Origin of the sequence: Streptomyces mayonensis, assembly GCF_018982965.1 — a bacterium.
Lineage (GTDB): Bacteria > Actinomycetota > Actinomycetes > Streptomycetales > Streptomycetaceae > Streptomyces > Streptomyces mayonensis.
In genome coordinates this window covers 1-13702 of sequence record NZ_JACBYP010000166.1, presented here as the reverse complement: position 1 = coordinate 13702, position 13702 = coordinate 1, and the positions used below count along the sequence as shown (strand labels likewise).

General features: G+C 75.8%; 7 protein-coding genes and 2 pseudogenes. 1 reads left to right on the top strand and 8 read right to left on the bottom strand.

Annotated elements, in window-relative coordinates; translation table 11 throughout:
* Positions 1 to 111: 111 nt before the first annotated feature.
* Positions 112 to 1434, bottom strand: coding sequence for a S8 family serine peptidase (locus tag HZS56_RS35160; protein ID WP_216724865.1), 1323 nt, complete (start codon positions 1432 to 1434; stop codon positions 112 to 114).
* Between the two features lie 85 nt (positions 1435 to 1519).
* Between HZS56_RS35160 and HZS56_RS35155 the strand changes: the two genes are divergently transcribed.
* Positions 1520 to 4843 carry a right-handed parallel beta-helix repeat-containing protein gene (locus HZS56_RS35155; RefSeq protein WP_216724864.1) on the top strand — a complete coding sequence of 1108 codons (3324 nt, stop codon included), beginning with the start codon at positions 1520 to 1522 and terminating at the stop codon, positions 4841 to 4843.
* A gap of 112 nt (positions 4844 to 4955) precedes the next feature.
* Here HZS56_RS35155 and HZS56_RS35150 read toward each other — a convergent pair whose 3' ends face one another.
* From HZS56_RS35150 to HZS56_RS35120, 7 genes and pseudogenes are all read right to left on the bottom strand, one after another.
* On the bottom strand, positions 4956 to 6254 hold the full coding sequence (locus HZS56_RS35150; RefSeq protein ID WP_216724863.1) for a hypothetical protein: 1299 nt from the start codon (positions 6252 to 6254) through the stop codon (positions 4956 to 4958).
* Positions 6255 to 6314: 60 nt separating this feature from the next.
* Complete coding sequence (locus tag HZS56_RS35145; RefSeq protein ID WP_216724862.1) at positions 6315 to 9623, bottom strand: hypothetical protein; 3309 nt, start codon at positions 9621 to 9623, stop codon at positions 6315 to 6317.
* Positions 9620 to 10282, bottom strand: a complete 663-nt coding sequence (locus HZS56_RS35140) for a type VII secretion system-associated protein (RefSeq protein ID WP_216724861.1) — start codon at positions 10280 to 10282, stop codon at positions 9620 to 9622. Before HZS56_RS35140 ends, HZS56_RS35145 begins: the two co-directional genes overlap by 4 nt.
* A complete protein-coding gene (locus HZS56_RS35135; RefSeq protein ID WP_216724860.1) occupies positions 10279 to 11472 on the bottom strand; it encodes a sugar-binding transcriptional regulator in 1194 nt (397 codons plus the stop codon). The genes HZS56_RS35140 and HZS56_RS35135 overlap by 4 nt, the downstream gene beginning before the upstream one ends.
* A 261-nt stretch (positions 11473 to 11733) precedes the next feature.
* Positions 11734 to 12363 (bottom strand): annotated as a pseudogene (locus HZS56_RS35130) (M24 family metallopeptidase); the annotation flags it as partial.
* 272 nt (positions 12364 to 12635) lie between these two features.
* Positions 12636 to 12971 (bottom strand): annotated as a pseudogene (locus tag HZS56_RS35125) (aminopeptidase P family N-terminal domain-containing protein); the annotation flags it as partial.
* Between the two features lie 175 nt (positions 12972 to 13146).
* A complete protein-coding gene (locus HZS56_RS35120) occupies positions 13147 to 13515 on the bottom strand; it encodes a DUF6479 family protein (protein WP_216724859.1) in 369 nt (122 codons plus the stop codon).
* Positions 13516 to 13702: the final 187 nt, after the last annotated feature.

The window sequence follows — 13702 nt, the reverse complement described above, 5'->3', positions numbered from 1 at the left end:
GGCGGGTTCGCGGCCGGGGCGGGCGGGGGGGTGGGTTCGGGGGCAGGGGGCGCCGGTGTGGTGGGGTGCCGGGTCACCCACGGCCGTAGCGGACCGGTCCGGGCCGGCGTGTCACCCCTCGGTGGAGGCGTCGCCGGAACGGCGGCCCGGTGGGCGCCAGTTCCTGGCCCTGCCCCGGGGGACGACCGCGGCCATCGCCGCGAGCAGGAGGACGGCCGTCAGACCCACGGCCGCGAGGGTGAGCGAGCGGGTGCGGGGGCCGGGGTCGGCGGGGGGCGGCAGTTGCGCGGGGACCGAGTCCCGTACGGCGGCCTGTCCCTGCGCCTGTGCCTCTCCCTCTTCCCCCTCCTTCCTCTGTCCCCGCGCCTGCCCCCGGTCCTGGACCAGCGACAGGGCGGCGTACGGGTCGAGGCGCGGGGTGTCCGACGGATACGCGCTGTCGAGCAGCCGGCCGGTCACCTCGGGCACGCTCAACCCGGGCCGGTAGGCGCGGACGAGTGCGGCGGCGCCGGCGACCTCCGCCGCGGCCAGCGAGGCACCGGAACCGATGTAGTGGCCGGAGCCCTGCGGGCCGACGCTGACCATCGCGCTGCCGGGCGCGGACAGCCCGGGCTCGTGGGCGGGCGGTGCGTTCTTCTGCCGTACGCCGTTCGGGCCGAAGTCCACGACGGCCAGCGCGCCGGGCGCCGCGGCGGGCCAGTACGGGCCCTCGGGCGGCTCGCCGTCGGGACCGCGGTCCTCCCTGGGCACGGCGTCCGGCGCGGCGGGTGCGACGACCAGCGCGTCGCGGCGCGTGGCGTGGGCGACCGCGGCGGTGATCTCCGCCTTGCCGGTACGCAGGGCGTGCCCGACGTAGATGACCTGTGCCCCGCGGTCCGCGGCCGTCCGGATGCCGTCGGCGACGCGCTCCGCCGAGGGGACGCCGCGGTCGTCGGTACCTGCCAGGGCGAGGATCTTCGCCTGGGGGGCGATCCCGGTGATGCCGCTGCCCTTCTGAGGCGCGGCGGCGACGAGCCCGGCGGCGAACGTGCCGTGGCCCACGCAGTCCTCGTCCGCTCCGCCGACGGCCGTCACGCGGCCGGACAGGCTGGGGACGCCGGTGTCGACGCCGGTGTCGACCACCGCGACGGTCACACCGCCGCCGCGGGAGACCCGCTGGGCGCGGGACAGGCCGAGTGCCGTCTGCGACCACGCCGTACCGGTGGCCGTCTGCCGCGAGGCCCCGGTGCACGGGTTGTCCTCGCCGAGCCGGACGGGCAGCGGGGGCAGCAGTGTGGTCCCCGGGTCCCCGGCGGCGGAACCCTCCGGAGCCTGGGCAGGGGCGTCCGACGCGGCGGGCGCGGCCGGCGCTGCGAAGGACCGCCCACCGGTCGTCGGCAGGACGACGGCGACACCCAGCGCGAGCAGCACGAGGCTCGTGCACCGACATCTCATGGCATTCCGCATATTGCACATGATATGCACACACCAGGTATGGCGCACAATGCCAACAACACAGCGGCACAAGGAGGTTCGAGGCGTGGCACGGCAAACACTCACGGTCGGCGAGGAACGGTCGGACGGCTTCCGGACCATCGGTGAGGCACTGGCCCAGGCGCGCACCGGGGCGGTGATCCGGGTCCGTCCCGGCCGCTACGCCGAGAATCTCGTCATCCGGCACCGGGTCACGATCGTCGGCGAGGGCGAACCGGACACCGTCGAGCTCTGCCCGCGCAGCGGCTCCGCCGTCACGCTCATGGCCGACGCCGTGATGCTCAGCGGGCTGACGCTCAGGGGCCGCGACAAGGAGGCCCCGGTCGTGGACGTACCGGCCGGTCAGGCGGCCCTCGACGGATGCGTCGTGGCCGGTTCGGGCTGGACGGCGCTGCTGGTCCGCGGCAAGGGTTCGCTGGCCGCCCGGGGCTGCCGGATCAGCAACCCCGGCGGTGCGGGCCTCGTCGACTCGTCGGAGACCGAAAGCATCGTCGAGGACTGCGCGTTCGAGAACTTCGGCACGTCCGCGGTGGTCATCGGCGAGACGGCCGGCCCCCTCGTCCGCGACTGCCGCATCCGCGGCGCCCGGTCCAACGGCGTCCTGGCCAACGGCGAGGCCCGCGGCACGGTCGAGGGCTGCGACATCTCCGGCACCGACAAGCCCGCCGTCGCCCTGGAGGGCCACAGCTCGACCCGGGTGGTGGGGTGCACCGTCCACCACACCTCGGTGGGGCTGCTGGTGACCAGCGTGGCCCGGCCGGAGATCGAGGACACGTCGTTCGAGTCCATCGCCCAGAGCGCCGTGGTCGTGTCCGGCGGGGCCGACCCGCGCCTGAGCGGGTGCGTCACCCGGCGCACCAAGAACAGCGGGCTGCTCGTCCTGGACCGCTCGCGCGGGACCCTGGAGGGCTGCTCCTTCCGCGACTCCACCGAGGCCGCCATCCGGGTCGTCGACGGCAGCGCACCGCTGCTGCGGGACACCGTGGTGAGCGACTGCGCCGACACCGAGGGCGCGGTGCAGCTCGCGGACGACTCCACGGCCGAGTTCGAGCGCCTGACGGTGCGCGACGCGGCCGGTGTCGGCATCCTGGTGCGCTCCTCCGCCAACCCTCTGCTGCGCCACACCAGGGTCGCGGGGGCGGGCGGCCACGGCATCGTGTTCACCGACGACGCCCGCGGCCGGCTGGAGCACTGCGAGATCGACTCCGCGGGCGGCTGCGCGCTGAGCATCGACGACGACGCCGGTCCCGAGATCGGCGACACCGTGCTGAACGCCGCCGCCCGGTCGGGTGCCCTCGTCGGCGAACGCGGCCGGGGCACGCTGCGGGACTGCGTGGTCAGCGACAGCGCCGACGCCGGGGTCGGGGTGCACGACGGCGCCGAGATCACCCTGCTCCGGGTGCGGGTGAGCGGATCGCGGGCCCACGGCGTGCAGGTGTCGCGCGGCGGCCGGATCGTCCTCGACGCCTGCGAGATCACCGGCAGTACGGGCGACGGCGTCCGGATCGACACCGCCGAGCCGGTCGACGTCACCGGCTGCGTGCTGCGCGACAACCGCGGTGCGGGGCTGCGCCAGAGCCGCGCGAGCGAACAGCTCACGGTCGACGCGCTGACCAGCACGGACAACGGCCTGCCGGACAGCTGGGGCGACACCGCGCAGGCGGCCGGCGAGAACGGCGCCCAGGGCGGACCCGGCCAGGAACCCGAACCCGAGGGACCGCTGGCCGAACTGGAGGCGCTCATCGGGCTGGACAACGTCAAGCACCAGGTGAACACCCTGGTCAACCTGAACCAGCTCGCGGAACGCCGGCGCCGCCTCGGCATGCCCGTCCCGTCGATGAGCCGGCACCTGGTCTTCGCCGGGCCGCCCGGCACCGGCAAGACCACGGTGGCCCGCCTCTACGGCGGCATCCTGGCGGACCTGGGCGTGCTCAGGAGCGGGCACCTGGTCGAGGTCGCCCGCGCCGACCTGGTCGCGCAGGTCATCGGCGGTACGGCCATCAAGACCACCGAGGCGTTCAACAGCGCGCTCGGCGGCGTGCTGTTCATCGACGAGGCCTACACCCTCACCGTCGAGGGAACGGCCAACGACTTCGGCCGGGAGGCCGTGGACACCCTGCTCAAGCTGATGGAGGACCACCGCGACGACGTGGTCGTGGTGGCGGCCGGATACTCCGAGCAGATGGACTCGTTCCTGACCGCCAACCCCGGCCTCGCCTCCCGGTTCACCCGCACCATCGAGTTCGGCAACTACGCGGTGGACGAGCTGGTGACCATCACCGAAAGCCTCTGCGAGCGGCACCAGTTCGAGCTCGGGCCGCTGACCCGGGAAGCCCTCGCCGTACGCTTCGAGCAGATGACCCGCGACGCCTCCTTCGGCAACGGCCGTGCGGCCCGCGCCGTGTTCGAGGAGATGGTCGACCGGCAGGCGCTCCGGCTCGCGACCATGACCGACCCGGCGGAGAAGGATCTGACGCTGCTGCTGGCGCAGGACGTCGGCGACGAGGAGGCGGCAGCCGTCGGCGGTACGGCACAGGACACCGACGACACTCCCGACCCGATGGCCGAACTCACCGCCATGGTGGGACTCGCCGCCGTGAAGCGCGAGGTCGCCGACCTGGTCAGTCTGCTGACCAACGCCCGCCAGCGCGTCGCGGCCGGGCTGCCCGCCCCGAGGATCAGCAATCACCTGGTCTTCAGCGGCCCGCCCGGCACCGGCAAGACGACGGTCGCCCGGCTGTACGCCCGGCTCCTGCACGCGCTCGGAGTGCTGCCCCGCGACTCCCTGGTGGAGGTGGCGCGGGCGGACCTGGTGGGCCAGTACGTCGGCCACACCGCCCAGCGCACCAAGGACGTCTTCACCAGCGCCCTGGGCGGGGTGCTGTTCGTCGACGAGGCCTACACCCTCACTCCCGAGGGCTCCTCCAACGACTTCGGCCGGGAGGCGGTGGACACCCTGCTGAAGCTGATGGAGGACCACCGCGACGAGATCGTGGTCGTCGTCGCCGGATACACGGCCGAGATGGAGCGCTTCCTCACTTCCAACCCCGGACTGACGTCCCGGTTCTCCAAGTTCGTGCACTTCGAGGACTACAGCACGGACGAACTCGTCACCATCGTGTCCCGGCACGCCGCCGCCTCCGGGTACGAGTGCGCCGAGGACACGGTCGAGGCGCTGCGCACCCATGTGGACGCCGTACCGCGCGACCGGTCCTTCGGCAACGCGCGGCTGGCCCGGCAGTTGCTGGAGTCGATGATGACGAACCAGGCCCGCCGGCTGGGCGGGCTGGCCTCGCCCAGCCTCGCCGAGCTGACCACGCTCCTGCCGGAGGACCTGCCGCCGGCGCCGCACCGCAGGGCCGCATCGTGACGCGGCGCGCGGACACCCGGTGATGCCTGCTGCGGCGGTCGCCCGGTGACGCCCGGTACGGCGGACGCCCGCCGGGCGGGACCGGCGGGCGTCCGCTGCGCTGCCGCGCGCCTCACACGGTGAGTTTGATCGCCTCCAGCCAGCGGGGCCCCTCCGTCGAACCGGCGAACACCCAGCCGCCGTCAGCGGCGCACCCTCCGTTGGGCCAGCCGTGTCCGCCGAGCTTGTTGTTCTGGCAGATCTGGCCGCTCTCGACGCCGATGGCGAAACCACCGAGGTTCGGCGCGCTGTTCGAGGCGGTGCCCAGGGTCAGGTCGCTCTTGTCGTCCGCGCCCGCCCAGTCGGTGGTGTATCCGTCGTGCTGGATGAACTCGTTGGCGTTCACCCGCTGGGCGCCCGTCACCGCGATGTTGACGGCCGTGATGGGCTGCCCCCCGTCCGGCTTGCCCGCCGTGGCCCCGTCGCACACCGGGGCCGTCCAGCCGGACCCCTTCAGGTGGACCCGGTAGCAGACGTGCCGTCCGGAGCCCAGCCGCTCGACGGCACCGGCGGCGGTGCTCGGGGACAGGATGCGGGCCTTGCGCGCCTCCCGGGCCACCAGCTTCTTCTTCGTCTGGGGCTTCTCGGCCGGAGCGGACGTCGTCGGCGCCTTTTCGGCCGGGGCGGACGACGGCGGCTCCGCATCGCGCTTCTTGCTGGGGCCCGGATCGGCGGGCGGCTTGCTGCTCGGGGGTTCGGTCGTGGGCTCGGCCGGGGCGTACTGGCCGTTCGGCGCCTCCAGGGGCGCGTCGTCGAGGAGCGTGTCCGACCGGGCGGCCACCGCCGCGTTGTCCTTCTTCTCCCGGGTGTTGTCCGTGGCCCAGATCAGCAGGGGCACCGCGAGGAGGACGATGCCGGTGATCCCGGCGGCGGCGAGCAGCGGCTTGCGGGGCTTGCCGGACGGCGGTTCGTCCGCACCGGCTCCGGCGGCTCCGGCGGCTCCGGCCGCCCCGCCGTCCGGGGCGGCCCGGACGGCGGTGGCGGGCTGGGCGGTGGCGGGCTGGGCGGTGGCTTCGCCCTCCGCCTCGGACCGGCCGGTCGTTGTGGCGGTCGTTGTGGCGGCGGACGCGGTGGCCGTCGTTGCGGCGGAAGCGCTGGCGGTGGGCGACGCGCCGGCCGCGGTACCGGCCGTCGTGTCGCCCGCGGTAGCGGGCCGTTCCGGGGCCGCCCCGCTCCCGGCGGTGTCCGGGCGTGCGGTGCCGGATTCCCCGGTACCGGCCCCGCCCGGCGCGGGGGCAGCCGTACGTTCTGCGGCCGGTGCGAGCATCGGGCCGGGGTCGGTCGCGGCCGCCCCGAGGGAGACGGCCCTGCGGACGGACGGACCGCCCGCGGGGTCCTGCCCGGCGGAGTCGGGCTGATTCTGACTCGCCATCATTCTCCTTGTGCTGTGCGGACTGTGAGGGTGATCAGTGCCGGTGGTGGTTGCCGCCCGTCATCCGTCCCGGCCCACGGGCCCGGAACAGCGTTCTGGCCACGACCCCGCTCCACCGGTGCGGAAGCCCCTGGCCAGGGCCTCCTCCAGGTGCGAGAGCGCCTTGAGGTCCGGGCCGCTCAGTTCCTCCGGCTCGTCCCCCCGTACGGTCGCGTCCTGGCCGTGGAGTTCACGCAGGAGTACGACGGAGGGACCGGCGGGGTCGGTCCGTACCCCCAGCACCCGGAAGCCGGTGCCCGGTGCGAAGACGATCTCCTCGTGCGGTGCCCGGGCGTCGCCCGGCCGGACGAGAAGCTGCCGGACCTTGCGCCCGGTGACGGACCAGATCGCATGGCGTACGGCGGTTGCGGAGGGGAGCGCCGAGGTTCCGGCCAGGGCGCTCACCGGGGCGGGATCGTGCAGCAGGGTGCCGACCTCGGGTACCGGGCCGGCGGGGTCGCCGCCGCGCAGGGCCACACCCCGGTAGGAGGGCAGCCGCCGCAGGGCGGACGCCAGGCAGCCGGCGTAGGGCAGCAGCAGTCCCGCGCCGGTGTGCAGGTCGCGGATCACCTCGCGGTGGTGCAGCGGGCCTTCCTCGGCGGTGAGGTAGGCGTGCACGGCGACGAGGTCGACGCGCGCCGCGTCCAGTTCGTGGCCGCGCAGCGCGGGCATCCTCGTGAGCAGCCTCGACACGGCCGCGGCGTGCTTCTCCCAGGCGCCCGCCGCGAGGTCCCGGAACGCGGCGCGCTCGGCGGCCCCGCTGACATGGCCCGGAACGAACGGCAGACCGGCCGCCCGTGGGGGCGAGCCTGCCGCTTCGCGGTTCCGCCCGGGCGCCGCCGGCCGGGCCCAGGCAGGCGTCGTCGCCCGGCCGCTGCCGGGTGCCGCTCCGGTGCCTTCCGCCGGGGGTGCGAAGTCCGGTCCCGGCGTTGCGGCACGACCGGCCGCGTCACCTTCCGGGCGGGTCCCGGCGCCGGTGCGGTCACCGTCCGTCCCGGACGCGCGCACCGGTCCGGCGGCGGCACCGCCTCCGTGCACCGCCGGGCTCCGTCCGGCGGTCGGCTCGCCGTTGCCGTTGCCGTTGGCGTCGCCGTTGTTGGCGTTGGCGTCGCTGTCGCCCGCGGTCCGTGGTCCCGCCGGGGAGGTGGCCGGCGGCCGGGCCGCTCGTGCCGTCGCTCCCGACGGGCTTTCGGTGACCGCGCCCGCCTCGGCCGTCCCGTTCCGCTGCCGGGCCTCCTTCCGGCCGGAGGGCGGCACCGACCCGGACTCGACCACCGGGCGGCCACCCGTCCGCCGGTCCCCTCCGGGGGCGTTGCCGCCGTCCCGGCCGCCGCCCGGCGTCGCGCCGGCCCCGGACGCACCGGGCGCGGGCCCGCCGGTCCCCGCCCCGGCTCCGGTCCCGCTGCCGGCTCCGGTCCTGGTCCGAGTCCCAGTGATCGGCCGGCCGGTGGGCTGCGCGGCCCCGTCCGTGCGCGGTGCCTCCGGGCGCGTGGCGGATTCGGGCACCTCGCGTGCCGGCGCCTCGGTCCCCGCCGGTGAACGTGTGCTCTCCTGCTGCCCGGCCGCGGTGCTTCCGTTCCCGGGGCTGCCGACCGCGCCGCTTGCGACCTCGGTGCTCCCGGCTCCGCCGCTTCCGTCCCCGGTGCTCCCGGCTCCGCCGGGACCGCCCGTCGCCGCAACGGCCGTACCCCGGGACGGTGCGCCACGGCCGACGGCCGCCTGCCCGGCGGCCTCCCCGTCGGCTTCCTCGGGTGTGCTCACCGGAAGTCGTTCCGGGGACCCCGTGGCCGCGGACTCGCCGGGAGCGGGCGCTCGGCGCTCGCCGTGCGCGGGTGCTTCCGCTCCGGACCCGGTGGCTGTCGCCCGCCCGTGGCGCACCGCGGCCGGTCGCGCGGGGCGGGCGGTCGTGACGTAGCGGATACCGGGGATGCCGTGCTCGGCGGCCAGCCGCCGCAGCTCACCGTCGCCGGCGAGGAGTCTGCCCCGGACCAGCAGGGTCGTCCGTGCCAGGGTGTCCGATGCGAGGGCCCGCAGCAGGAGGGACAGCGCGGGAATCAGCGTGTCGTCCAACGGCTGCCCCGGCGTGCCGAGTTCGACCGCGCACACCTCCGGGTCGACGGCCTGCCCGCTCGGCTCGGGCCGGGGTCCGTCTGGTGTCCGCAGGGCGAGCCCGGCCCGGGTCGGCACAACCTGCCAACGGTCCGTCAGCCGCACGGTCCCCGGCTCGGTGCCGCCGGGCAGCCCGTCGGGAAGGCGGCTCCCCACCGGTCTGGGCGCCGGGGTCCGGCCCTCCGGGTCGGCCGGCCCGCAGACCACGGACGACACGAACGGCCGCCAGCCCGGTGTCCCCCCGGTGCCCACCAGCGTCGGCCGGGGTTCCGTTCCCGGCGGTGCGTGGGTGTCGAGCAGCGGAAGGCCCGTGAGTACCTCCACCTCGCCGCCCAGCAGGTCGGCGACCGACTGCCCGAGCGGGAGCAGGTCCCGAGGGCCGCCCGGTGCGAGCCGGGCGCGGGCGCGCAGCGACGCGGGCAGCTCCGCCAGCACCGCGGCCACCTCGTCGGCCGGTACGTCGTCCGCCCGCGGGGTGCCGACCAGCACCGTCGGGCGATCCGCGTCGACGGGCACGGAGAAGCACAGGTCGTCCGCGGCGGGGCCGGGGGCCTCGGCCGGGCGGATCAGTACGCCCGCCGGTATGCGTTCCACGGCACAGCCACCGGCCGTGCGTGCGGGCCCCGCCTCCACCGCCTCCTCCCAGTCGGGAGCGGGGGCGCGCCGGCCCAGCCGCCGGGGTGGTGCGCCGGGCGTGAAGCGCCACCAGGCCCCGGGGGCACCGGGGTCCCCGTGGACGAAGAGCGTGCCACCGGGGGTGATCAGGACCGGCCCGTCCGGAGCGGTCACCTCGACGTCCCAGGCGTCCGCGATCCTGCGGGCGACACAGGGCCGGTCCGGCCGGTCGAGGCCGGCACCGGACAGGACGAGCCGGAGCCGGCCGGTGCCCCGCGCGCGCAGGGAGTCCAGCAGCGAACCCAGCCGCCGCCACCGGTCGGCGTCGGGTGTGTCCTCCCCGGTGCCGGAGGCCACGACGACCGTGACGACGTCCGTGTCCCCGCCGACGGCGGCAGCCACTTCGGCGACGAGGTCGAGGGGGAAGGAGTCGTCGTCGATCGAGCGCACCAGGAACACGCCGTCGACGTCCTCGACCGGTGGGCCGCCGGCCGCCCGGACCCCGGCGCGGCCCGCGCCGACGGCCGGGTCCCCGGGTGAGCGGCCGCGCGGACCGGAACCGGACCTGCGTCCCCGTCCCGGCAGGACGGACGACCAGCGGCTCACGCGTCCGCCCCCCGTACCGGCCGCACGCCTTCGGTCAGCAGCCGCCCGGTGCCGCCGGCGTCGCCGCTGCCGGCGTCGGCCCGTCCGTCCGTGCCGTCCCGGACCGCGTCGCGCACGACGTCGGGGTCCAGCAGCATGCTCACCGGGGCCGACGGATTCAGGTACAGCGCGTGGCCCCCGGGGACGCGGGCCACCACATCCTCGGCGGCGACCAGTTCGAACGCGTACCGGCCCGCGGTGTGCAGGAAGACCGGCGAGGTGAACAGGGGGACGACCGGTGTTCCGCCGGGCGCCACCGCGCACAGCAGGCCGCCGTCCGGTGCGGTCAGCACGGCCACCTCGTGACCCACCAGCGTGGCGGGAACCGCCTCTCCGGGCCCGTAGCCGGTCGTGGCGAGCTGGACGGCGCGGTCCACCTCGTCCTCGGGTTCGGGCCAGCCCAGTGCCCGCGGAGACGGCCGGTAGTCCGGATTCTCCTGCCACTCGACGATCTCGCCGTCCGGCCCCGACCTCCAGCGGCCGGTCACCGCCCAGTCCGGAGGGCTGCCCGGTCCGGACCACATCGGATCGACCACGCCCAGCCAGTGCTCGGGGACGCGGCGGCCCGCCTCACGGATGTCGTCGGGAACGGGCGGAAGGGTGTCTTCCTGCGGGCTCATCGCTGTCCTTCGACGGGGCGGTGGGCTGAGGGCGCCGAGGGCGGGGCCCCTGGCATGTCGCCGGAGTCGTCCGGCACGGCGCCGGGGTCGTCCGGCACGGCGCCGGGGTCGTCCGGCACGGCGCCGGGGTCGTCCGGCACGGCGCCGGAGTCGTCCGGCACGGCGCCGGAGTCGTCCGGGGCGCCGCCGGGGTCGTCCGGGGCGCCGTGGAGGAGCAGCCGGTGCGCGGTCGTCGCGTCCGTGACGACCCCGGTGAGCAGACCGGACATCAGTGCGGCGTGCAGGGCGCCGGCGCTGCGTCCGCCGCCCGCGACCCCGATCAGCTCCGTGAGGTCGCGCAGCTGGGAGACGCTCACGCCGATCGAGCGGGCGTTCAGCTCGGTGGGGAGCACCCGTCCGCCGCGGTCCAGGACATGGCCGGCCAGCTCCGCGCGGGCGCCCTGTTGCCGGAGCCTCTCCCGCTCGGGCCCGGACAGGGCGCCGTACAGCGGCGACAGCGGTGCGTCCCACGTGTCGACGCCGACGACGGCCTTGTTGACCGTGCCGAACCGGGTCAAGGTCTCGGCGGTGGCGGGCTGGCTGCGCAGGAGAGCGGCCGTCACCGCGTCGGGCAGCAGGAACGGGGCGTGGAGCGGGAAGGCCCGGCCGCCGGCCACGGCGGCCGTACGCCGGACGGCGGTGATCGCGGCGTCGCGGGCGAGGTCGCGCCCGTGCACTCCGGTCAGCTGGACCACCTCGCAGCACGGCAGCCGGACGACGGCGTCGCCGAGCACCTCCGCCGCGTGGCTGCCGTCCAGTCCGAGGACGTCGCCCTCCGCGGTGATCTCGGGCAGCAGCCGCGCCGCCGCCGTACCGAGCCAGTGGTCGGCCCGGCGGTGGTCCGTGGCGACGCCCGTACCGTCCTCGCACCGGGAGACGTCGACGACGACGGCGTGACGGAGCCCGAAGCGCTTGGTCAACGCCCGCCCGAGGGACGCGTCGAGCTCCGCCGGGACGCTGATGTCGATGCGCACGATGTCGTGGGCCACGGCCGCGGCCAGGAGACGGGCCACCTTGAACCGGCTGACGTCGAACTCCTCGGCGATCTCCACCTTCGACCGGTTGTCCAGGTAGAAGCGCCGGGCGACGGAGGCGGCGAGGAGTTTGTCGATCGGCTCGGCGAAGGGCGGCGTCTCGACGGGTTCGGCCATCTTGTCTCTCCGGACACTCGTCACTCGCCAACTCCGGCTCTTCATAGGCCAGTTCACTCGCGTTGAGTGAAGGGAGGATAACGGGAAGGTGGCCTGTGTGTGACGCTCGTGACCAGAGTGGCCGGAGGGTGGCAGGTGGTGTGAGCTGGTGGGATCCGGTCTGGGCCGGTTTGGGGGCCGGTCGGGGGGCCGGTTCGGGACCGGTTGCGGACCGGTTCGGGAGCCGCCGCCCGCCGCCCGCCGCCCGCCGCTCCGGGCGGGTCAGTCCACGACCGCCAGTTCGTGCGGGGCGCCGTTGAGGCGGCGGGCCCCGTTCCGTGTGCAGGTGACGACGTCCTCGATGCGGACACCGAAGCGGTCCGGGAGGTGGATGCCGGGCTCGATCGAGAAGCACATGCCCTCTTCGAGCGGCTGTTCCTCGCCCTGCACGAGATACGGCGGCTCGTGGACCGTGACGCCGACGCCGTGCCCGGTGCGGTGTCCGGCGTGTCCGGCGTGTCCGGCCTCCTCCAGCACGGCGCGGGCCGCCCGGTCGACGTCCTGGCAGGACGCCCCGGGCCGCACCGCGTCGAAGGCCGCCCGCAGCGCGGCCCGGACGGTGTCGTGCACCCGGCGCTCCTCGTCGGTGGGCGACCCGACGTGGACGGTGCGGGCGGTGTCGGAGCCGTAGCCGTCCCTGAGGCCGCCGAAGTCCAGGACGACCATGTCGCCGTCCCGCAGGACCCGGTCGCCGGGCCGGTGGTACGGGTCGGCGGCGTGCGGCCCGGAGCGGACCGAGGTGAACTCGACCCGGCTGTGCCCGTGCTCGCGCAGCAGCCGGGCCAGGTCGGCGGCGATCGCCCGTTCACTGCGCCCGCCGAAGCGCAGCCCGAGGACGTCCTCGTACGCGGCGTGGGGGGGGGGCGCCCCCCCCCCCCCCCCCGGCCCCCCCGGGGCGGGCGGGACCCCCCCCCCCCGGGGGCGGGCGCCGGGCCGCCGGGGGGGGGGGGGGGCCGGGCGCCCGGCCCTGCGGCCCGGCCCCGGCGGGGGGGGGGGGGTTGGGGTGGGGGGGGGGGGGGGGGGCCCCCCCCCCCCGCCAGCCGGGCCACCTCGTGCTCGTCCTTCACCGCCCGCAGCATGGGCAGGACGACGGACAGCGGCTGGTAGGTGGCCAGCGGCAGCGAGCCCTGGAGGCAGAGCAGGTGCAGGGCCCAGGTCCCGTCGGAGACGGCGTACCGGCCGTGCGGGCGCAGCAGTCCGGCCGCGGCGGCGTAGGGGTCCTGGCCCTCCCACCAGTCGAAGACGCGGACGGTGTCCGCACCGGGGGACGCCTCGGCGTCCGCGCGGTCGGCCGCCGGGACCAGCAGCCGGGGCTGCGCCGTGCCGGTGAGGACGAGGAGGGTGAGGTGCTCGGTGGCGGCGGTGGGGCGGTAGCCGCACAGCCACACCATGTCCGGGCCCGGGGTGACCAGGACACCGGCGAGCCCGAGGGCGGCCGCCTCGTACGCGGTGCGCTCCATGCGGGCGGCGTACACGTCGCCGGTGAAGGCGCCGGGCGGGTTCCCGTCGGCGGTTCCGCCCTGGGCCCCGCCCGTGGCCCCGCCGCTGCCGGCGGCGTCGCCCGGGTCGTTCACGGCGGTTCCCGGCGGGCGCACGAAAGCCCCCTCGCCGTCCGTCGCCGCGCCCGGGGGCGGCTCAGACGTGTCCCGGCCCACCGCTGCCGAAGGCGCCGCTCGACCCCGGCAGCCAGCGGCGGCGCTTCTGGTCGTCGCAGCGGCGGCTGCCCGAGTGGTGCAGTTCGTAGGGCATGAGCCGTGGACTGCCGCCGTCGTTCAGCGGGATCTCGTCGGGTTCCCGCATCTCCCGTTCCTCGTGAACGGGGCCGGAGGCGGGCAGGTGCGGCTGATCCTCGGCGCGGGGGCGGTCGGACTCCCGCTCCATCACCCGCATGCCCATCCGTACGGCGGCGATCAGCGCACCCGCGATCACCAGACCGAGGATGAAGGCCAGGGTCACGTTCACCGCGTCCGACGCGGCCAGCAGTTCATACGTTGCCGTACTCATGTTCTGATTATGTACCCCCAAATGAGATAAAGCGCCTGATATGTCCGACTGGTTTTCGACGGGTGCCCTCCGCTTCCGTCCCGGTGGCGTGATTGAGGCCGGCCCGGGGCTGGTACCCGGCCGTCGCGGGTGAGGCAGGCGGTGAATCCGCCGCTCTTGATCGTCCCCCGATCCCCCCCCGATCCCC

Coding starts and splice junctions, on each gene's coding strand:
- HZS56_RS35120 (WP_216724859.1), bottom strand. CDS start 13,515: ATGAGTACGGCAACGTATGAACTGCTGGCCGCGTCGGACGCGGTGAAC.
- HZS56_RS35160 (WP_216724865.1), bottom strand. CDS start 1,434: ATGAGATGTCGGTGCACGAGCCTCGTGCTGCTCGCGCTGGGTGTCGCC.
- HZS56_RS35140 (WP_216724861.1), bottom strand. CDS start 10,282: ATGAGCCCGCAGGAAGACACCCTTCCGCCCGTTCCCGACGACATCCGT.
- HZS56_RS35150 (WP_216724863.1), bottom strand. CDS start 6,254: ATGGCGAGTCAGAATCAGCCCGACTCCGCCGGGCAGGACCCCGCGGGC.
- HZS56_RS35135 (WP_216724860.1), bottom strand. CDS start 11,472: ATGGCCGAACCCGTCGAGACGCCGCCCTTCGCCGAGCCGATCGACAAA.